This window comes from Streptomyces sp. HUAS MS02 (assembly GCF_055702265.1).
This window is the reverse complement of sequence record NZ_CM146747.1, coordinates 4317897-4337948: the sequence shown is the minus strand read 5'-3', so window position 1 is coordinate 4337948 and position 20052 is coordinate 4317897. Positions and strand designations below refer to the sequence as shown.

The following is a 20052-nucleotide window of genomic DNA, read 5'->3' as shown; positions in this document are numbered from 1 at the left end:
GGGGAAGGTCGTCGAGCCGCCGGGCGATGCGGTGCGCACCGGTCGGGCGGGGGCAGGGTCAGGCGACGCCCTGCTGCAGGAGTTGCACTGCGTCCTCGTCGCTGAGGGCGTCGAGGTCCGCCATGATGAGCCGCTCGATCTCCGCAGCGAGCGCGGCCACCGTCGTGAACTTGAACATCCCTCCGACGGGTAGGTCGACGTCGAGCTGAGAGCGGATACGGGCGATGGTGCGGATGGCGGTCAACGAGTTGCCGCCGAGGGCGAAGAAGTCGTCCTCCACGCCAATCCGCTCCACGCCGAGCAGATCGGCGAAGAGGTCGGCGACCAGCAGTTCGACGTCGGTACGCGGGGCGATGTAGTCAGGCTCGGCCTTGATCTCGGGCGTCGGCAGCGCGGCGCTGTCCAGCTTGCCGTTGGTAGTCAGCGGCAGCGCATCCAGCTTCACCAAGATGCGGGGCACCATGTAGTCGGGCAACTCGCGCGCCAGTGCCTCCGGGTCGGGATGGCCCGGACCGACGACATATGCCACGAGCTGTTCCCCGCGGACGGCGACGGCCGCCTGCTCCACACCGGGCTGTCTGCGCAGCAGGGTCTCGATCTCACTGGGCTCGATACGGAACCCGCGGAGCTTGATCTGCTGGTCGTTGCGCCCCAGGTACTCCAGGAGTCCGTCCGCCCTGCGCCGCACCAGGTCACCGGTGGCGTACATCCGGTGGCCCGGGTGGAAGGGATTGCTCGCGTACGCCTCACTGTCACGGCCCAGATAGCCGCGGCTCACCTGCGGCCCCGCGACGTGCAGGATCCCGGGGGCTCCGTCCGGGACCGGCCGACCCGCCGGGTTCAGCACATAGGCGGCGTGTCCAGGTATCGGACGCCCGATCACGACTCCGCCGGAGGCGTCCACCGGCGGCTCGGCACCCGGCTCGACGGTCAACGCGACGCACCCGACGGTGACCTCCGTGGGGCCGTATTCGTTCGTGACGCGCGCCTGCGGGTTGCGGGCCCGCCAGTGCGCGAGGGCGTCGGCAGGCAGCGCCTCGCCGCCCACGACAAGGTCCTGAGTCGGTGATGCGGCGTCTCCGATGGCCTCCAGCAGCGGCAAGTGGCTCGGCGTGACCTTCAGGAACGTGGGGCGCTCCGACACGTTGCACGTCAGCGGGGCTAGGTGCACCGAGCCGCCCACCACGAGTGGACCGAACAGACCGGTCATCGTCAGGTCGAAGCACAACGTCGAGTGCACCAGGGACTGTCCCGCCAGCCCGGGGTATGCACCGGCCGCCCAGGTCAGGTAGGCGGCGAGCGAACCGTGCTCGACCACCACGCCCTTGGGCCGACCGGTCGACCCGGACGTGTACAGCACGTACGCCACCTGGCCGGGCGGACCTGGGACCGGGTCGCCTGGCGTGTCCGCGCCCAGCTCGTCGCCGACCGGCAGAACCTCCACGGGGAACGTCCCTGCCGACCTGGCCAGCACCAGTGGCGCCCCGGCGTCACGCAGCAGGTAGGCCACGCGGTCGACCGGATGGCCGGGGTCGACCGGGACCCAGGCACTGCCGGCTTTCCAGGCGCCCAGCAGTGCGGGCAGCAGCTCGATGCAGGGCTCTGCCGAGACGCCCACCACAGCCGGCGCCCCAGCGGCCCGCAGCCGCGCCGCGACACGCGTGGCGGCGACCTCCAGTTCCCGGTAGCTCAGTCGCCGGTCACCACTGATCACCGCGACGGCATCAGGCGTACGCGCCGCCTGCTCCTCAAACAGACCGAGTACGGTCGTGTCCGGAGCGGTGGTCGGCGGCGCTGCGAAGAGGCGCGCACGTTCGGCGTCGTCCAGCAGCTCCAGGTCGTCTGTGCAGGAGTCCGGGGCGTCCAGGCCGGCCTGGAGCACGCGGAGGTAACGGGCGGCGACAGCCTCCGCGGTGGCGTGATCGAAGAGATCGGTCCGGTAGCACAGACGGCCTTCGCCATCAGTCAGCTCGATCGCCAGATCGTGGGTGGTACCGCGGCAGGGGACCTCCGTCAGTTCCGAGTCCGCGTGGTGGTCGAACCCGATCTGATGCAGCGGCTGCACGGAGGGAATTCGCATAGGCGCGACCGACTCCACCACCGTCTGGAACGGTACGTCGGCGTGACGGAGCGCGTCGGCGACCCTACCCGCCACGCGGGCCACCAGCTCCGCGAACGAGAGGTCACCGGAGACTTCCAGACGCACGACGACCTGATTGTCGGCCATGCCGATCACCGCGGGGGCCGACTGCCGGACACGACCCGGCACGGTCAACCCCACGACGACTTCCCTGTCACCGGAGAGCCGTGCGATCAGGGTGGCGTATGCGGCGAGGAGCACCGTGGACGAGGTCGCGGCGTGCCGACGGGCCAGCTCGGCCACCCCAGCCGACACGCCTCGCGGAACCTCGAAACGGACCTCGCCAGCGTCGTAGGTCAGCTGCGCCGGACGGGGGCGGTCTGTCGGCAGGGAGTGCACCACGGGCAGCCCCGCCAGCGTTTCCCGCCAGTACGCAACCTGCTCCGCATTGTCCTGGTTACGTCGCCCGGCCGAGAACTCCGCGTACGACCGGTCCGGGCTGGCGAGCTCCGGCCCGGAGACGGCGCACAGCGCTATCAGCTCCCGACGGAAGACGGCCGCGGACTCCGCGTCGAACACGATCCGGTGGACGACGAACGCGACCCACCAGTCCTCGTCACCAACGCGGATCGCAGCTGATCGCCAAAGCGGGGCCGCGTCCGTCGCGAGAAGATCGGCCACCAGACCCGTCACGAGGTCCCGCGCCGCCGCCTCCGGATCCGGTTCGCCGCGCACGTCATGCTCCGGCACCTCTACCCTCACGGTGGTGTGTACGACCTGCCACAGTTTGCCGTCCGCCTCACGTATGGACGTACGCAGTGCATCGTGCCGCTCTACCACGCGCTCAAGGGCTCGCCGGATCACCTCGGCGTCCCGCGCCCGCACCAACACGATGTTCGGCACGTTGAACACGGGTGAACCTGGAACGGCCTGCCCGGCCAGCCATACTCGCTCTTGTCCGGCAGAGACAGGTATCCCTGCTGCTTCGTCAGCCATTCCTCTTCCTTTTCTGCCACTTTCGCCGCTATCCGGCGACGCGCCCTTCGGCGGGTCTTTATGCCATCGGCCCTACGGTCGTCCGGGGTGGTGATCGTCCTAAGGGCACACTGAACCAGCGCATCGCGGGCATCGAATCCTTCGGCTACTGCCCGCCTCCCCATGAGCCAGCACGAGTTGATGGGCATCGCGTCAGGTCGTCGAGTAGGCCACTCGTCGGTGGGACCTCGGCTGCGCCCCGGCACCCATGATTCCTCTGGTGCTTCCCACGTCGGTCCTGTCCCGCTCCCGCGAGAAGTGCCCGACGGGATCTGGCAGGAGGATCGGGGTAGCTCTCGTCCTCGAGAGCTCTGTCAGCGCAGGTTCTGCGTGATCGGTGGCCATATCGGTCTGTTCAAGTCGACTGCGGCGTGACCAACCTCGCCACAACGCCCTGTGGCGGATACCCCGCACCGGCTCAGCCGAGGCGGGTGCTGCGCCCATGAAACGGTGCACGGCCGAGGATCGCGGAAGCCGCTGGAAGTGTTGCTCGATCCATTCGGAGCAGCGGCCACCTTCGTCCGCGGTCGGGAAAGACACGACCCCCGCGCCGGGGCGCGGCCACTTGCGTTGCGTTTCTCCCGCGCATCGGCGTCTATCGGCGCACTCTCGAAGGTGACCAGCTGTCGCCGTTCCTTGAACCGCGGTTCTGGATCACTTTCAGTGGCAGGGCCACGGAGAGTCACCAAGACCGCGATCATGAAGGGCCGTGGGTGATGTCCTCCTCCAGGACCTGTGGTTCCACCAGTCGAAGGTGTCGTGATCGAAAACGTCGTGCCTGACAGCGCGTTGGTGGCAGTGCGGGCCAGCAGGGCTGCTGCCGAGCGGGTTGTGTCCGGCGTGCGGGACACACCCGTCCCGGGTGCACAGCCGATACGTACGTCGGCTCGCCGACAGCGCGGTCGGCGGACGCCGGGTGCTGCTCGAGTTACCGGTGCGGCGTCGCCCGCCAGCTAGGGCTGGCCCGCAACACGGTCCGCCGCTTCGCGGGACGCCGCGGACCCGGACGAGCTCCTGGTCGGCCGGTGGGCCAGCCGCACCAGCATCTTCGACCCCTGCAAGCCTCACCTGCACCAGCGGTGGGCCGAGGGCTGCACCGTCGCCCGCCGCCTGTTCGAGGAAGTCCGCGAGCGCGGCTACACCGGCGGCGAGAGCGTCGTGAAGAAGTACGTGGCCAAGCTCCGCGAGAACTTCCCGCACGACCCGCCCCGCAAAGCATCGTCCACCCGGGACGTGACCAGTTGGCTCACCCGCCAACCCGACCGCGTCACCGACGACCAGGCCCAGCAGCTCAAAACGATCCTGACCCGCTGCACCGCGCTCGATCGGACTCCCACCACGTCCGCGCATTCGCCAAGTTGATGAACGACCGCCAGAGCAAACACCTCGACCAGTGGATCGCCAGCGTCCAGGCCGATGACCTGCCGGCCCTGCACACCTTCGTCACCGGCCTTGGCCAGGACTCTGACGCCGTCGTCGCCGGCCTTAGCCGCTACAGCTCCAGCGCGTCGAAGGCCACACAACAAGAAGCACATGCAGGGCAGGGGTCTCGGGTGGTGGCCCTGGGCGCAATGCCCCGGCAATGAAACCCACCGTTGACCTGCGGCTCAGCGGTTCGCGTCGCAGTCGGCCTCCGCCAGCAGACCTCAGCCCGTCATTCCACAACGAGGCTGAAGGATGTCGCTACCCGGCAGAGGCGACGGATACCGATGCCCTTTTTGGGAGGGCGCCTCAGGCGATGTCGTGGACGTTGTGCTCGAGCAGGTCGGATGCGTGCCGGGCAAAGGCACGGTAGTCGGCATCGTCGTGGAGGACAGCCAGGCCGTGGTGGGCTGCCGTGGCGTCGATGACGAGGTCCACCGCCGAGTCGCTGCGATGCTGCCCGGCCTGGGCCATACGATGCGGCACCGCGCTGATCCAACGCCCCGCGTTCTTCGGTACCGCCGCATCGGGATAGAGGTCGGTGAACATCTCTGCGATCTCGTCGTACTCGCGGGCGTTCCGGGCGCTGTACAGGAACTCGGCTCGCTGCACGTAACAGGATGCGATGGCCCCGGCGTCGATCGCGTCGTACCAAGCCGTCTGAAGTCTTGGGTCCCGGAGCAGCCGGACCAGGCCGGACGTGTCGAGCAAGTAGATCACCGGCTGTGCTTCTCCGCCCGGTGCAGACGCTCTGCGTCCTCGACGGCACCCCACTCACGCGCACGCTCGAAGTGACGGCTGATGCGCGCCGCGCGCTCCTGCTGCTCGGCGTAGAAGTGCAGGGCGAGATTGACCGCCTCTTTCTTGGTCCTGACCTTGGACAGAGCCATGGCGCGTTCCAGGGCGTCGTCGTCGATGTCGATCTGAGTCACAGACATGCGACACCTCCTCGCGATGTTGGTGACGTACGGAATACGTCACCAACATTCTCGAGTCCACGGCAGTGCCGGCACCCGGCATGTGCAGTCGCGACGGGCATTCCAGATCAGCCCCAGACTCGATGCGCTCCGATATGCGCAGGCGTCGCGCGCACGCATGGCCCGGCTGCTGCCGGCATCCGTGCCCATAGCGTGCCCATAAGAGCGGACAACCACGGTCAACGACGGTGCGATCCCACCCTCACGACCGCTGCCGAAGGAAGGCATCTGTGCAGGTCAGATCCAATGAACCCACCCAAGCGCCGTCGCTTCCCAAGCTGAGAGCGCGAGTTCGATTCTCGTCACCCGCTCCATGGGGTGTGTCAATTTAACGGCTGATCTTGGTTGTTGATGGTCAGTTGTTGCTCGGGGTGAGGCAGCCTTCGAAGGCGATCTGGAACGCGTTCAGGGGTGCTTTCCAGCGCATGGTCCACCTCTTGCGGCCCTTGCCGGTCGGGTCCAGGCTCATCAGCGCCATGTAGATGCACTTGAGGGCGGCGGCCTCGTTGGGGAAGTGCCCGCGGGCCCGGACAGCCCTGCGGATGCGGGCGTTGACGCTCTCGATCGCGTTCGTGCTGCAGATGACCTTGCGGATCTCGACGTCGAAGGAGAGGAAGGGCACGAACTCGGCCCAGGCGTCCGACCACAGCTTCACGATCGCCGGATACTTTCGGCCCCACGTCTCCTGGAACTCGAGGAACCGCTCCGTCGCCGCGTCCTCGCCGGGCGCGGTGTAGACGGGCTTGAGAGCCTTGGCGACCTTGTCCCAGTCCTGGCGGGCCGCATATCGGAACGAGTTCCGCAGCAGGTGAACCACACACGTCTGGACGATCGTGCGAGGCCAGACGGTCTCCACCGCCTAGGGAAGGCCCTTCAGCCCGTCGCAGACCAGCATCAGCACGTCGTCCAGGTTGCGGTTCTTCAGCTCGGCGAATACGTGCAGCCAGTACTTGGCGCCCTCTCCGCCGTCGCCGGCCCAGATGCCGAGGATGTCGCGGGTCCCGTCCACCGTCACCGCCATCACGACATAGACCGGACGGTTCGCGACCTGCCCGTCCCTGATCTTGACGTTGATGGCATCCACGAACAAAACGGGGTAAACACGGTCGAGGGGACGGTTCTGCCACTCGGCCATGCCCTCCATCACCTTGTCGGTAATGGTGGAGATGGTCTGCTTGGACACCTCGGCCCCGTAGACCTCGGCCAGGTGAGCGGCGATCTCGCCGTGCGCGAGCCCCTTCGCGGACAACGACAGCACCATCTCGTCGACCCCGGTCAGCCGCCGCTGCCGCTTCCTGACGATCTGCGGCTCGAACGTGCCCGCAGTGTCACGCGGCACCTTGACCTCGACCGGCCCGACGTCGGTCAGCACAGTCTTGGCCCGGCCCCCGTTTCGGGAGTTGCCACTGCCCCGGCCGGCCGCATCGTGCTTCTCATAGCCGAGGTGATCGGCGATCTCACCTTCCAGCGCAGACTCCAGGACCCGCTTGGTCAGCTGCTGCAGCAGCCCACCCTACCCAGTCAGCTGCAGTCCCTCCGACCGGGCCCGTTCCACCAGCATCGCGACCAGCTGCTCATCCGACACGGGGACGGACGGCCCGGACTGGGCACTCTCGACAGGTTCCACGGTCTCCAACTCCACGGCGGTATCAGTCACTTGACGTTCTCCCATGATCGTCGGATCCGCCGTTAGATTTACACTCCAGCTCCATGCGAAACCCCCAGGTCAGAGACTCGGGGGTTCTTTATTATCTAGACCGGTGCGCGGGTGGCGCACCACAACCGCACCATTAGCCTCGATCTTTCGTGAGGGTCCGCCGATGGAGTCGGTGGGCCCTTTCGCTTTCAGGGGCTGATGGTGGGCAGGCTGGCGGCCCGGCTGTCGCGTCGGTGGGTGCCGGGTTCCACTGCCCGGGGGGTGCTGTTGTCGTCGGGACGGTGGAAGGTTGCTGGTCAACCGGGGTTGGGCAGGAGCGCGAGCCGGTCGAGGGCGGTGGTGATCTCGCTGGTCCAGGGCCAGTGCTGGGTGAGGCGGAGAATCCGGCGTCGGCCGGTGGTGACGAGCTGGGCGGCTGCGGAGAACAGGCGGAATCGCAGTCGGCGGGGTTCCCAGAGTCGTGCCTTGCCGGTGAGGGCGAGCATGGGCATCCAGGCCAGCAGGTCGAGGGCGATCTGGACGATCTCCAGCCAAACCCTGTTCTGGGCTGTTGTGCGGAGGGGCAGGTTGCGCAGGCCCGTGGCCCTGGCGGCCCGGATTCGGTCCTCGGCCCGGGCCCGCAGCCGGTGACGGAGTTCGAGGGCGGCGATCGGCCGGTCAAGGGTGTGATCCGCATGCCGTCCGCGTCCGTGATCCTCAACTGGGCGCCAGGATGGGGGCGTTCCTTTCGGACGATCAGTCGCATGCCCTCTGCGCCGAGCGCCGACCGGTCGTCCCGGAAAATTCTGGCCTATAAACCACTTGACTTGGAGGCTTACTGAGGGATCAGCGGGGTTGATCTCTTACTGCAGGGTCCACCAGGATCTGCTTCGTCGCTACTCTGTCCGCATGAACCCAGCCGATCTTGCAGTTTTGGTCGCCGACTGTGTGCGCGCCGCGATCTCAGACGCGCGCATCCCCGCTGAGCCGCCTGCCGCTGTGCGGGTCGAACGTCCCCGACATCGCAGTCACGGAGACTATGCAAGTAACATCGCGCTGCAGCTCGCCAAGTCCGCCGGACGACCTGCACGCGAAATCGCTGAGGCACTGGTGCCCTACATCAACGCCGCGCCGGTGGTGCACTCTGTGGAGGTTGCGGGACCCGGCTTCCTCAATATCACCCTCACGTCGGCTGCCAAAGGCATGCTGGTCCAGAAAATCGTTCAAGCCGACGGTGCGTACGGCTGTACGCACCAGCTTGCTGGCCTTCGGCTCAATCTTGAATTTGTTTCTGCCAACCCCACCGGACCTGTCCATATCGGCGGGGCTAGATGGGCGGCGGTCGGCGATGCTCTGGCCCGGCTGCTCGAGGCTGCTGGTGCGCAGGTGACCCGGGAATACTATTTTAACGACGCCGGAGCACAGATCGACCGATTCGCGAGGTCGCTGTTCGCCACCGGGCAATGCCTTCCAGTACCCGAAGACGGCTACAGCGGCGCGTATATCCAGCAGATCGCGGACGAGGTGCTCAAGCAGCGGCCGGACGCGCTTGAACTGCCCCCCGCCGACGCCCTGGCCGTCTTCAGGGACGTGGGCACGGGGTTGATGTTCCGGGAGATCAAGACCTCCCTCGCCGACTTCGGCACCCGTTTCGATGTCTACTTCAACGAGAAAGAGCTCCATGACGGGGGCGAACTCGATGCGGCCGTGTCCCGACTGCGTAAGGGCGGTCACGTCTATGAAGCACAGGGCGCGGTATGGCTGCGTACCACCGACTTCGGGGATGACAAGGACCGGGTGCTGGTAAAGAGCGACGGCAGCTGGACGTACTTCACTGCCGACTGCGCGTATTACCTGAACAAGCGGCAGAGGGGTTTCGACCGAGTCGTGATCATGCTTGGCGCCGACCACGTTGGTTACGTGGGGCGGATGCGGGCTATGGCAGCCTGCTTCGGCGATGACCCGGACACCAGCCTCGAGATTCTCATCGGTCAGTTGGTCAATCTCGTTCAAGACGGCGGACCGGTGAGGATGAGTAAGCGGGCCGGCACGGTGCTCACTTTGGACGACCTGGTGGAGGCGGTCGGTGTAGATGCCGCCCGGTACGCCCTCGCCCGTGCCAGCGTGGATGCGGCCATTGACCTCGATCTCGACCTATTGACCCAGAAGACTAACGACAATCCCGTCTATTACACGCAGTACGCCCATGCCCGTCTGTGTGCCGTACAGCGCAAGGCTGCAGCGATCAGTGCCGATCGAGGCGCAGCCGAAGACTTCGACCCGGACCTTCTCACGCACGAGCGTGAGGACGATTTGCTTCGCATGCTGGCCGAATTTCCCAGCGTTGTGTCCACCGCCGCCGAGTTGCGTGAGCCACACCGAATCGCGCATTACCTGGAGCAACTGGCGGGTACCTACCATCGGTTCTATGACAGTTGCCGGGTGTTGCCCCGTGATGGTGAACTGCCCACCTCGCTGACCCAGGCCCGGCTTTGGCTCACCGACGCCAGCCGGGTGGTCCTGCGTAATGGGCTCCACCTGCTCGGCGTTACTGCGCCTGAACGTATGTGACCTTTGTGGCCTGCCCCTGTCTGGGCTGCTACCGATATTGATTCGAGACGATAGTGTCCTGAGTCGTTAGTTCGTGTGCAGTATGCGGCGAGGGTTTCGAGGATCTCGTCTGCGGTTTTGGTCCACACGAACGGTTTGGGGTTCTTGTTCCACTCGTTGATCCAGCCGCGGATGTCCCGTTCCAGCTCGACGACGCTGCGGTGGGCCGAGCGGCGGAGTTTGCGGCAGGTCAGCTCGGCGAACCAGCGCTCGACGAGGTTGAGCCAGGACGTGGAGGTGGGGGTGAAGTGCAGGTGGAAGCGGGGGTGCCGCAGTAGCCACTTCTTGACCGTCTCGGTCTTGTGGGTGGCGTAGTTGTCCAGGACCAGGTGCAGGTCCAGGTCCTTGGGTACGGCGGCGTCGATGGTCTTCAGGAAGCGGAGGAACTCCTGGTGGCGATGGCGCCGGTAGTGCTGGGCTATGACCGAGCCGGAGGCGATGTCCAGGGCGGCGAACAGGCTTGTGGTGCCGTGCCGGACGTAGTCATGTGTCATCCGCGCCGGCGCCGTCGGTGCCAGCGGCAGCATCGGCTGGGTGCGGTCCAGAGCTTGGATCTGCGACTTCTCGTCCACCGCCAGGACCAGGGCGTTCTCCGGCGGGGACAGGTAGATGCCGACCACGTCGCGGACCTTGGTCACGAACTGCGGGTCGGTGGACAGCTTCCATGTCTGCACGATGTGCGGCTTGAGGCCGAAGGCCCGCCAGATCCGGGAGACGGCCGACTGCGACATGCCCGCAGCCTGGGCCATCGACCGCGTCGACCAGTGCGAATCCCCCGAAGGAGGTGCCTGGTCGAGGGTCCGGGCGACCAGGGACTCGACCTGTTCGTCCGTGATCCTGCGCGGGGCTCCGGACCGCGGAGCGTCGACAAGCCCCTCAAGGCGGTCAACCACGAACCGGGACCGCCACTTGCGCACCGTCTCCCGCGAGACGCCGAGCTCCTGTGCGACCTGCGCGTTCGGACGGCCTTCGGCGCACGCCAGCACGATCCTCGCGCGCAGCACCAGAGCTTGCCCCGCGGTCCGCTTGCGCAACCATCCTCGTAGTACGCGGCGTTCGCGCTCGGACAACTCCAACGACAACGGCTTTGGGCCCGGCATCCCCCAACACTACAACCGCCAACGAACTACCGACTCAGGACAATAGGTGTTCTGGGTCGTTGATCCCTGCGCAGTGAACTGGTGGGGGATGCACGGCAGTTGTCGCCGTCGGTACAGGAGGCCCTTCGGCTGCGGGCGGTGGCGGCGTTGGTGGCGGGCCGGACTCGTGAGGATGTCGCGGCGGTGTTCCAGGTCTCGCTCAAGGCCGTGGACAACTGGTGGGCGAAGTGGCTGGCCGGCGGGCGTGAGGCGCTCGTGGCCCAGCCGCGTGGGCGCCGGGTCGGTGAACATCAGGTGCTCGACGCGGTCGAGCAGCAGGCCATCCGACAGGCCGTGCTGGATCACCGTCCCTGTGACCTGGGGCTGGCCGGACAGCTGTGGACGCGTGCCGGGGTGGGGGACCTGATCGCGAAGCTGTACCGGGTGCGGCTGACCGAGCAGGGCGTGGGCAAGTACCTGCGCCGGTGGGGGCTGTCGTTCCAGCGCCCTGACAAGCGGGCCGTCGAGCAGAGCCCGGAGGCGGTGCGCGTCTGGCGGGAGGAGACCTGGCCGGCGATCCGCGCGAAGGCGAAAGCCGAAGGCGGTGAGGTCCTCTTCGCCGACCAGGTCGGCATCCGCTCCGACCAGGTCACCGGCCGCACCTGGGGCTCCAAAAGGTGCACCCCCATAGTGCACCGCTCGGGCAACCGGTTCTCGGTGAACGCGATGTCCGCGATCAGCACGAAAGGTCGGATGCACTTCATGGTGTTCACCGAAACCTTCGACGCCGACGTGATGTGCCGCTTCCTCGACCGGCTCCAGGCCACTTCGACCACAAGGTCCACCTCGTCGTGGACGGCCACTCCGCGCACCGCTCCCGCAAGGTCCGCGCCTGGCTCGCCGATCACCCGGACCGAATCGAGCTGCACTTCCTGCCGTCGTACTCGCCGGAGCTGAACCTCGACGAACTGGTCAACGCCGACCTCAAACGAAGCCTGCCGATGCACAGCCGGGCCCGCGGCCAGGCCCAACTCGCTGCCGAGACCCGCCGGTTCTTCCACCGACGCCAACGCCAGCCACACATCGTCCGCGGCTACTTCGGCGGCCCGCACGTCCGTTACATCCTCGAATAGAACCCTTTGAGTTTCGGATCAATATATGTCAGAAAACTGCCAATGTCATCTATGAGGTGTTTCACGTTGGCCGCCGTAGTGCCACCTCTGAATTATCGGAACATTCATTCCGGCGAACGCTGCACGACCCAATTCTTGTAAAGCGGCTGGAGTCGTCCATTCCGCATGCTGCCTCTCCGGTAGCCATTTCCCGTATCGATAGGTCTTGTGTAGACGCGTGCATTGTTGTAATCGACGGACTTCGGATTCTTCTGGAGTCGGCGGATGAGGTAAAGGACGGTCAAGTGTGGTTTCCTACTGCGCGGCGTGGGCTTTCCCCTGGCTTCCTGCTAGTGGACGGTTCGCGGGGGCGTCCTGCGTCTGGTCCGCTGCTGCGGATTTACTTGCAGGTTGATGATCCAGATGACGGCGTCCGTCTGTGGGTGAAGTTATTCGACGCCTCGAATATGCGAGAGTTTGCTACCGTGCGAAGGTGACTTCGACTGAGCGACTTTATCCACGCCGAGATGGTCGGGTGGTCTATATCGGTGAAGATGCCTGGAGAATTATTCCCGCGCTAATCCAGGGGTTGCAGTCGAAAGAGAAAGTTTGTCAGCCCAACCTTTCGTCGGAGTTTGCCAGGGTTATTTCGCCAGGCGTAGCCCTTGCTTGGGAGCCGAAAGATACCCGTCCTGGGCGGCGGGGGGGGGGTGAGCTTTGGTCGGCATCGTGCAGCAGCTATCGCTGACGCGCTATTCGCTGCCATGCCAGCAGGTGATGGGTGACCTCTGCGTGAGTGCCTTGAGCGCGAATTTCGAGAGGCGAACATTGATTTTACTGCAATTCATCGAAACATCAACTCCCCGAAACTCCCCTATTGTTGACATCCCTCGCTGAGGAGTCCAGTCGTAGGGGGGCATCACAGGGCTTCGGCGTAGTCGCGTGACGTCCGGTTCGTGATTATCCGAGGCCGAGAAGTGCGAGGGGGCGGCGAGGGTCGCGGGCGTTACGGCGGAGGCCGGTCGCGATGTTCTTCGTTCCGGCCGTGCGGAGGAATCCGATGGCGAGGTTGCGCCAGGTGATCATCGCGCGAGGCGCGTTGCCTGTCCGCAGTTGGGAGGCGTCCTCGGCGAAGGTGGTGTCGCGGACATGGTGCAGGGCCTCGATCTTCCAGTGGTCGCGGACGAGTCCGGCGAGCTGGGCCGCGGTGACCTGCTCCGCGGTCAGGCTGGTGACGGCGTAGACCGTCTTGACGGTGGTCTTGCCCGTCTTGCGGTCAGTGCGCCGGCGCTTGATCTGGACGGCTTGGCGGGCCCCGGGGAAGAGGAGGCTGTTCACGGTGGCGACCTTGATCGGGCGGGTCTCCGAGCGGCCGTGGCCGATGTCCCTCCTTCAATGCCCTCGCTGGGCATCGCTCCCGCCGCGAAGGTTGACCAGGGCGAACCAGTACGTCCCCGGTCACGACGGGCACCGGTTTCAGGTGCCGTTCCGGTCGCAGTAAATTGCTGCCGCTGGAGATTAGGGTTCAGGCAGTCAAGCTTTCGCCATACCGCGCGGGTCCCCCGGCGCACCGCTCCAGGCACCTGGGCCCGGTCGCCGGTTTCCTGGCATGCTCTTGTCCCCTTCACCTTTCGGATCCAGGTCAGCCATCGGACCCAGCAGACCTCCCTTCGAGTCTGTCCCGCCTGTGGCGGGGATGTGTCAGAGCGCCTCGTGGCGCACTGGTTGCCCTTGACGATCACGATGTAGTGGGTACCCCGGCCGAGGAGGTAGTCGGCGTGCTCGCGCTGGGTGTGCATGGCGTCGCTGGTGACGACGGCTCCTGCCAGGTCGGCGACGGTGTCCAGCAGCGGCTGGAAGCAGGTGATCTCGTTCGTCTTCTCGCCGACGTCCAGCTGGGCCAGGACCAGGCCGGTGGCGTGCTCCAGTGCGGCGAGCAGGGGATCTTGCGGGCCGTTCGCTTTGGCCGCGCCGCGCAGGCTTTTGCCGTCCACTGCGAGGCCGCGCAGCCCGGTCGCCTTCGGGCGGCGGTCGGCGAGCCAGCGTCCGACCGCCCGGTCCAGCGCGTCGCCGTCGATGCGGGCCAGCAGTCGGCGGACCGTGGTCTCGGCCGGGCAGGACCCGCCTGGGCAGAAGCGGATCGGGGTTCGCACCGACCTGTTCCAGCTCATAACCGGGGGCATCGGCGATCCATTCGCCGACCGCCAGCAGCGAGGTCGCACCGGCCAACACCGCGCACGCGCTGAGAGCGAGCACGACAGCCCGGCGGTGGCGCACCCCGCGGGTGTCACGCGGGCCCGGCACCTCGGCCAGCCACTCCAGCAGGCCTGGGACCTCCTCGGTTCCGATCTGAGGATTCTCGCGCAGTTGGTCAAGAGCACGAGGGATCAGAGATGATACGTCGGCAGGCACGGTCTCCCACTTGGATCACGGGGCGTAGAGAACTCCATGATCTTGGAAGCCGTGCCTATCACGCTCCGAGAACACTGCCGCTGAGCTGGCAGTTCACCACGAATCGGGCGTCACGCGACTACGCCGAAAGCCCTGGGTGTCTCCGGGATACCTTCGGCGAGGGACCCGCTGCCGATCATTCCCGCGTACCCGGCTCCTGTTCCAGGATTCCGGACTGTCCGATGAGGTAGCCGAGTTGGGCGCGGCTTTCGCTGCCGAGGGTGGCGGCGAGTTTGGCGATGTGGACGCGGGCGGTGCGGACGTTCATGCCGAGGCGGTCGGCGATGACGGTGTCGGTGTGGCCTTCGGTGAGGAGGGCGGCGATGGCGCGTTGGCGGGGGGTGATGCCGTGGATCGTTGGGGGCTGGACCGCGTCGGGATACATCGGGGTGGCCAGCCGCCAGAGGCGGTCGAAGAACGTGGCGAAGTATCCGACCAGGGCTGGCTGGCGGACCGCCAGAGCGGTGGAGCCGGCCTTGTCACCGGAGATGAAGGCGACTTCGCCGTCGACGACGATGAGCCGGTCGGTGATCTCGTCGAGCGTGCGTGCCTCGGTGTCGCCCTTCAGCTGTTCGTAGCGCGCGAGGACCATGGGAGCGTGGCGGAGGGTGTGCTGGTAGAGGGTGCGGATACGGACACCGCGGTCCAGCACGGCTTGGTCGCGGTCCAGTGCGACATGGCGGTTCTGCTGATGGTGGTATCTGACGTGTGGCTGGATACACAGAAGTTCCTGCGACGCGTCGGCGACAGCCGCGGTGATGGCCTCGTTGATCTGCTCGGAACCACTGAGGAATGCGATCGCCGAATTGTCCACGATTCCCGTGTGGCGCGTGTCGACGCGCATCAGCGGTTCGAACATCGCGGTCAGCTGTTCCTCACGGTGGCGTTCGCGGGATATGCGATCCTCGATGCCGCGCAGGAGCCGATGGAGGGCCGCGACGGGTGAGACGGGTTCCAACCGCCCCGGGCCGTCGGTGGCAGGGCGGAGGAGCCCGAAGGCGAGGAGACAAGGGGTCTCGGCTGTGTCCTCGCTGCGTACATGTCCTTCGCGGAGGGCTCGTTCGTATAACTCCGCCCCTTTGGCGCATAGTTTCTCCGCGCCGTGTTCCGTGTGTGTCGCTGTGCTCACTGCGCGCTTCCTTCTTGTTCCAGGATCCCGGACTGTCCGATGAGGTAGCCGAGTTGGGCGCGGCTTTCGCTGCCCAGTATGGAGGCGAGTTTGGCGATGTGGACGCGGGCGGTGCGGACGTTCATGCCGAGGCGGTCGGCGATGGTGGTGTCGGTGTGGCCTAGGACGAGGAGGCGGGCTATGGCGCGTTGGCGGGGGGTGACTCCGTCGACCACGGGTAGCTGGACGGCCTCGGGGTACATGGGCGTCGCCAAATGCCAGAGCCGGTCGAAGGTCGTGGCGAAGAACGAGATCAGTGTGGGATGGCGGATCTCCAGTGCCATAGTCCGCTCGGCGTCGACAGGAATGAAGGCCACCGTGCGGTCTATGAGTATGAGGCGGTCGGTGACCTCATCCAGGGTGCGCGCCTCGGCGTCGCCGCGCAGCTGTTCGTAGCGGGCCAGGATGAGAGGGGAGTGACGGAGGGTGTGCGGATAGATCGTACGGATACGGGCGCCCCGGGCCAGCAAGGCCTGGTCGCGGCCGAGAGCGCCGACCTGGCCCTTCTGGCCGCGCGGGCCGTGTTGGTGGGTGTGCGGCTGGATGCAGAGCATTTCCCGGGTCGCCTCGGCCATGGCCTCCGTGATGGCAGCGTTGATCTGCTCGACGCCGCTGAGCAGGGTGATCGCCGGGGTTCCGGTGTCGGCCGGTGCCGTCTGATGCTCCGCGATCCGCAGCAGCGGCTCGAATGCTGTCGCCAGTCGTTCCTCACGGCGTCTTTCTTCGGCGACCCGGTCCTCGATGTTGCGCAGCAGTCTGTGCAGGGCGGTCTCCGGGGCGGCTGGCGCCAGCCAGGACGGGTCCCCGATCACGGGGTGCAGTAGCCCCGCATCGATCAGACAGGGCACGGCCTTGGCGTCTTCGCCGCGTATTCGTCCCTCGCGCAGGGCGCGTGCATACACCTCTGTGCCGGCCTCGCACACGTCGTCCGTCGTGTGGCTCTGGTGTCCTTCCGCGCTCACTGGCTCGTGTCCTCCTGCTTGAGAATGCCGGACTCGGCGATGCGATAACCGAGTTGGGCGCGGCTCTCACTGCCGAGTTGGGCGGCGAGTTTGGCGATGTGGAGGCGGGCGGTGCGGACGTTGAGGCCCAGACGGTCAGCTATGACGCTGTCGGTGTGACCCAGGACGAGGAGGCGGGCGATTGCACGCTGGCGCGGGGTGATGCCATCGATCACGGGGAGCTGGACGGCCTCGGGGTACATGGGCGTCGCCAAATGCCAGAGGCGGTCGAAGGTGGTGGCGAAGAAGGAGATCAGTGCGGGATGCCGGACTTCCAGAGCCATGGTGCGCTCGGCGTCGGCGGGGATGAAGGCCACCGTGCGGTCGACGAGGATGAGGCGGTCGGTGACCTGGTCCAGGGTGCGTGCCTCGGCGTCGCCGCGCAGTCGCTCGTAGCGGTCGAGGACGAAGGGCGAGTGCCGGAGGGTGTGCGGGTAGAGCGTGCGGATGCGGGCGCCTCGGGCCAGCAGGGACTGATCCCGATCGAGGGCGACGGCGTGGCCCTGCTGGCCCTTCTGGCCGCGCGGGGCGTAGTAGTTGGTGTGCGGCTGGATACACAGCAGTTCCTCGGATGCCCCGGCAATGGCCTCGGCGATGGCGGCGTTGATCTGCTCGATCCCGCTCAGCAAAGTGATCGCCTGTGTGTCGCTGTCGGCGGGTGCCGTGCGCTGCTCCGCGATCCGCAGCATCGGCTCGAATGCCGCTGCCAGCCGCTCCTCCCTGTGCCGATCCTCCGCGATGCGATCCGCTATGCCGCGCATCATTCGGTGCAGGGCGACGGCGGGGGCGGCTGGCTCCAGCCAGTCGGGTTCCTCGACGACCGGGTGCAGCAGTCCAGCCTGGACCAGACACGGCGCCGCGAACGCCTCCTCGCCCCGCACCCGTCCTTCCCGCAACGCTCGCGCGTACAACTCACTGCCGACTACGCACAGTTCATCGGTCCGATGCCCGTGGACCTCGCTGCTCACCTGTACTCGCTTTCCTCGGCCGTCTCAGTGGCTCTGCCCCTGCTCCAGCATCCCCGACTGCGCGATGAGATAGCCGAGTTGGGCCCTGCTGCCGCTGCCGAGCGCGGTCGCCAGCTTGGCTATGTGGGCGCGGCAGGTGCGGACGTTCATGCCGAGGCGGCGGGCGATGGCCTCGTCCACGTGGCCCTCGACGAGGAGCTTGGCTATGGAGTGCTGGATGTCCGTGATGCCGTCGGGGGCCGTCTCATAGGGCGCGCCGGCGGTCAGTGGGACAGCTCGGCCCCACATGAACTCGAAGACCTTGACCAGGTAGCGGACAAGCCCGGGATGGCGCAGTTCCAGAGCGACCTGCCGATCGTCCCTGATGGGGATGAAAGCGACGCTCTCGTCGCAGATGATGAGCCGCTCGACGAGTTCGTCGATCGTGCGTATCTCCACCTTGCCGTCGCCGATCTGGTCGATGTAACCCAGACGTTCGGGGCTGTAACGAGCCGTGTGCTGGTAGAGAGTGCGCAGGCGCACTCCTCTTTCGATCAGCGGCCGGTCACGTTCCAATCCCTCGATGAGCCGCTGCTCGGGTCGGCGGCGCCCACTCGGCTGGACCGTCAGCATCTCGGTCTGACACTCGGCGGTAGCCAGGTCAAGCGCCGTGTTGATGCGGTCCAGGCCCTCCAGGACCGTGATCGAGTGAGTGGGTGCGGTCTCCTGGGCGGTGAGGGCCATAAAGGGCTCGAATACGTCGGAGAGTTCGATGGACAGCCGTCGGCGCTCACTGATTTCGCGCTCTATGGGGGTCAGTCGCTGGGCCAGGGCGACCAGGGGGGCCACGGGGCGCAGCCAGCCGATGTCGTCCGGATCCGGGTGGAGGAGTGCGAACTCCATCAGGCAGGGCGCAGACTCTACGTCAGCGCGAGCGATACGTCCCACCCGCAGCGCGTTCGCGTAGAGGCGCCCACCTTCCTCGCACAGCTCGGTCACTGGATGGGGATGTGTCGCTTTAGTCGGATCTGTCACCAAATCTCCACCCCCCAGGGTCCTGAACATGCAGGAACATGATGCATCGATTATGTGGCCATGACGTGCCCGAATGAGTCATCGTCATACCCGACGGGGGAAGAGGGGACCTTCAAGTGAGGACGAAGCCGACTATGCGTAACAGAATGCTTCGCTCGGTGCTTGTCGCCGCCTTCTCCGCCGTTGTGGCTTTCGGGGCGCTGAGCGGCCTTTCCGGCGCGGAGAGTGGTGCTCGCCCGGCGAACGGTGGCGAGGCGTCGACTGCCGTGGTGGCAGCCGAAGCCAGTGTTACCGGGGAGACCGGCGAACAAGACAGCGTCTGGGACTGAATGACATGACGACTCCTCCCGACGACCGTTCCTTCCGGCGCGAGATGGCCACCGCCTATCGCTCCGGCTGGCACTTCATCGACCTGGCCACCGCCATCCCCCACAGCGGTGACTCGTTGATGGTGACCGTGTTCGGCGAACCGGTGGTGGTGACCCGGGACGAGGACGAGGACATCCGGGCGTACCGATGTCTGCGGCGACCGCGCGGCGCGCCGCAGCCAGTGCGGTGTGCCGTTCGGTACGGGATGGTCTTCGTCAATCTCGACCAGCGCGACCACCGGCTCGCCGAGCCGGAGACCCAGGCCTCCACGGCCGTCTCAGCCACCCCCCGCAGTGCCTGAAGCGATTCCCCCGTCGTTTCAAATCGCTCAGGCGCTTCCCCCCAGCAGCGGCGTCACCGTGACCTGAACACGGTGACGCCGCTGCAGGTTTACGGGGATATTTCGGGACTGCTCCCGGTATCGGGGCCGTCTCGCCGCCCGCCCATCGGTCCGGCGTCGGGCCGTCGTCCGTCCGGCATCTGTCCGAAAAAAGGTCAACCGGAAGCAGGCGGTCACGATCGGCCCGCCCTCGCCCCTGGTGGCCCGCCGCCGCCCCCGGCGGCCCGTCACCGGCGCGGGCGGCCGGCCCCGTAGCCCTCCCCTCCCGCCGACGGCCCCGTCACCCCCGGCCCAACGCCCGCGTCAGCTCGATCTCGATCACCACGCGCTGCGGATTCGGTCGCGGATCCCTGCCGTATCGCTCGGCGTACCGTCGCTCGGCGTCCGCGATCCGCTCCCGGTCCGTGCGGACGAACGCGCGCCCTTCCAGTGTGGCCCAGCGCTTGCCCTCCATCTGGCAGACGGCGACCCGGGCGCCCTCCTCCCCGGCGAGAGCCACATGCCGCGCTTTCGCACTCGTCGAACTGGTGATCACCCGAGCGAGACGCGCCCCGGGCTCGTATGTGACCCCGACCGGCACCACATGGGGGCTGCCGTCGGCGCGGAGGGTGGTGAGGGTGCAGAGGTGGCGCTCCCGCCAGAAGGCCAGGTACGCGTCGTCGGGATCGCCCGGATCCACTCGGTAGGTGCTCACGGTCCTGGAATCTAACGGGGAACGCTCCCGACCCCACATTGAGTGGAATAGACTCAACTTTGTGTACGTTACTCAAGTCACCATGGCCGACGGCTG

At 66.6% G+C, this 20052-nt stretch carries 17 protein-coding genes and 5 pseudogenes; 9 read left to right on the top strand and 13 right to left on the bottom strand.

Going from position 1 to position 20052, the window contains the following annotated elements:
- Positions 1 to 58: 58 nt before the first annotated feature.
- Positions 59 to 3076 carry a non-ribosomal peptide synthetase gene (locus ACZ9QC_RS18655; protein ID WP_472921141.1) on the bottom strand — a complete coding sequence of 1006 codons (3018 nt, stop codon included), beginning with the start codon at positions 3074 to 3076 and terminating at the stop codon, positions 59 to 61.
- Positions 3077 to 3944: 868 nt separating this feature from the next.
- Between ACZ9QC_RS18655 and ACZ9QC_RS18650 the strand changes: the two genes are divergently transcribed.
- The 3 genes from ACZ9QC_RS18650 to ACZ9QC_RS18640 are packed head-to-tail and all read left to right on the top strand — an operon-like array spanning position 3945 to position 4701.
- Positions 3945 to 4277, top strand: coding sequence for a transposase family protein (locus tag ACZ9QC_RS18650; protein ID WP_472921140.1), 333 nt, complete (start codon positions 3945 to 3947; stop codon positions 4275 to 4277).
- Positions 4274 to 4477: a hypothetical protein gene (locus ACZ9QC_RS18645; RefSeq protein ID WP_192362563.1), complete on the top strand. Its 204-nt coding sequence runs from the start codon at positions 4274 to 4276 to the stop codon at positions 4475 to 4477. The genes ACZ9QC_RS18650 and ACZ9QC_RS18645 overlap by 4 nt, the downstream gene beginning before the upstream one ends.
- On the top strand, positions 4477 to 4701 hold the full coding sequence (locus ACZ9QC_RS18640) for a hypothetical protein (protein WP_472921139.1): 225 nt from the start codon (positions 4477 to 4479) through the stop codon (positions 4699 to 4701). Before ACZ9QC_RS18645 ends, ACZ9QC_RS18640 begins: the two co-directional genes overlap by 1 nt.
- Before the next feature lie 145 nt (positions 4702 to 4846).
- On the opposite strand, the gene ACZ9QC_RS18635 is transcribed toward ACZ9QC_RS18640, so the two are convergent.
- From ACZ9QC_RS18635 to ACZ9QC_RS18620, 4 genes and pseudogenes are all read right to left on the bottom strand, one after another.
- On the bottom strand, positions 4847 to 5257 hold the full coding sequence (locus ACZ9QC_RS18635; RefSeq protein ID WP_472921138.1) for a PIN domain-containing protein: 411 nt from the start codon (positions 5255 to 5257) through the stop codon (positions 4847 to 4849).
- Complete coding sequence (locus tag ACZ9QC_RS18630; protein ID WP_172629543.1) at positions 5254 to 5475, bottom strand: type II toxin-antitoxin system VapB family antitoxin; 222 nt, start codon at positions 5473 to 5475, stop codon at positions 5254 to 5256. Before ACZ9QC_RS18630 ends, ACZ9QC_RS18635 begins: the two co-directional genes overlap by 4 nt.
- Positions 5476 to 5869: 394 nt before the next feature.
- Positions 5870 to 7186, bottom strand: a pseudogene (locus tag ACZ9QC_RS18625) (IS256 family transposase).
- A gap of 281 nt (positions 7187 to 7467) precedes the next feature.
- A pseudogene (locus ACZ9QC_RS18620) lies at positions 7468 to 7922 on the bottom strand (transposase); the annotation flags it as partial.
- A gap of 137 nt (positions 7923 to 8059) precedes the next feature.
- Between ACZ9QC_RS18620 and argS the strand changes: the two are divergent.
- The gene (gene argS / locus ACZ9QC_RS18615; RefSeq protein ID WP_472921137.1) at positions 8060 to 9721 is read left to right on the top strand and encodes an arginine--tRNA ligase; all 1662 of its coding nucleotides are present in this window, start codon (positions 8060 to 8062) and stop codon (positions 9719 to 9721) included.
- Between the two features lie 59 nt (positions 9722 to 9780).
- Here argS and ACZ9QC_RS18610 read toward each other — a convergent pair.
- Positions 9781 to 10860: pseudogene (locus ACZ9QC_RS18610) on the bottom strand (IS630 family transposase); the annotation flags it as partial.
- A gap of 81 nt (positions 10861 to 10941) precedes the next feature.
- On the opposite strand from ACZ9QC_RS18610, the gene ACZ9QC_RS18605 reads away from it, so the two are divergent.
- The 3 genes and pseudogenes from ACZ9QC_RS18605 to ACZ9QC_RS18595 all read left to right on the top strand — a co-directional run bounded on the left by ACZ9QC_RS18605 (position 10942) and on the right by ACZ9QC_RS18595 (position 12699).
- A complete protein-coding gene (locus ACZ9QC_RS18605; protein ID WP_472921136.1) occupies positions 10942 to 11796 on the top strand; it encodes an IS630 family transposase in 855 nt (284 codons plus the stop codon).
- The gene (locus ACZ9QC_RS18600; RefSeq protein ID WP_472921135.1) at positions 11691 to 11972 is read left to right on the top strand and encodes a transposase; all 282 of its coding nucleotides are present in this window, start codon (positions 11691 to 11693) and stop codon (positions 11970 to 11972) included. Before ACZ9QC_RS18605 ends, ACZ9QC_RS18600 begins: the two co-directional genes overlap by 106 nt.
- A gap of 56 nt (positions 11973 to 12028) precedes the next feature.
- Positions 12029 to 12699: pseudogene (locus tag ACZ9QC_RS18595) on the top strand (T3SS effector HopA1 family protein).
- A 371-nt stretch (positions 12700 to 13070) separates the two neighbouring features.
- Here ACZ9QC_RS18595 and ACZ9QC_RS18590 read toward each other — a convergent pair.
- The 6 genes and pseudogenes from ACZ9QC_RS18590 to ACZ9QC_RS18565 all read right to left on the bottom strand — a co-directional run.
- Positions 13071 to 13289: pseudogene (locus ACZ9QC_RS18590) on the bottom strand (ISAs1 family transposase); the annotation flags it as partial.
- Entirely contained in the window at positions 13286 to 14104 is an 819-nt protein-coding gene (locus ACZ9QC_RS18585) for an ISAs1 family transposase (protein WP_472921134.1), read from the bottom strand. The gene ACZ9QC_RS18585 and the pseudogene ACZ9QC_RS18590, both read right to left, overlap by 4 nt.
- A gap of 434 nt (positions 14105 to 14538) precedes the next feature.
- A complete protein-coding gene (locus ACZ9QC_RS18580; RefSeq protein WP_472921133.1) occupies positions 14539 to 15531 on the bottom strand; it encodes a helix-turn-helix transcriptional regulator in 993 nt (330 codons plus the stop codon).
- Positions 15528 to 16532: a helix-turn-helix transcriptional regulator gene (locus ACZ9QC_RS18575; RefSeq protein WP_472921132.1), complete on the bottom strand. Its 1005-nt coding sequence runs from the start codon at positions 16530 to 16532 to the stop codon at positions 15528 to 15530. Before ACZ9QC_RS18575 ends, ACZ9QC_RS18580 begins: the two co-directional genes overlap by 4 nt.
- Positions 16529 to 17539: a helix-turn-helix transcriptional regulator gene (locus ACZ9QC_RS18570; RefSeq protein WP_472921131.1), complete on the bottom strand. Its 1011-nt coding sequence runs from the start codon at positions 17537 to 17539 to the stop codon at positions 16529 to 16531. Before ACZ9QC_RS18570 ends, ACZ9QC_RS18575 begins: the two co-directional genes overlap by 4 nt.
- Positions 17540 to 17563: 24 nt before the next feature.
- Positions 17564 to 18583: a helix-turn-helix transcriptional regulator gene (locus ACZ9QC_RS18565; RefSeq protein WP_472921130.1), complete on the bottom strand. Its 1020-nt coding sequence runs from the start codon at positions 18581 to 18583 to the stop codon at positions 17564 to 17566.
- A 116-nt stretch (positions 18584 to 18699) separates the two neighbouring features.
- On the opposite strand from ACZ9QC_RS18565, the gene ACZ9QC_RS18560 reads away from it, so the two are divergent.
- Together ACZ9QC_RS18560 and ACZ9QC_RS18555 are read left to right on the top strand one after the other, a co-directional pair.
- A complete protein-coding gene (locus ACZ9QC_RS18560; protein WP_467317622.1) occupies positions 18700 to 18882 on the top strand; it encodes a hypothetical protein in 183 nt (60 codons plus the stop codon).
- Between the two features lie 5 nt (positions 18883 to 18887).
- On the top strand, positions 18888 to 19223 hold the full coding sequence (locus ACZ9QC_RS18555) for a Rieske (2Fe-2S) protein (protein ID WP_033524521.1): 336 nt from the start codon (positions 18888 to 18890) through the stop codon (positions 19221 to 19223).
- Positions 19224 to 19542: 319 nt separating this feature from the next.
- On the opposite strand, the gene ACZ9QC_RS18550 is transcribed toward ACZ9QC_RS18555, so the two are convergent.
- On the bottom strand, positions 19543 to 19995 hold the full coding sequence (locus tag ACZ9QC_RS18550; RefSeq protein WP_472921129.1) for a pyridoxamine 5'-phosphate oxidase family protein: 453 nt from the start codon (positions 19993 to 19995) through the stop codon (positions 19543 to 19545).
- Positions 19996 to 20052: the final 57 nt, after the last annotated feature.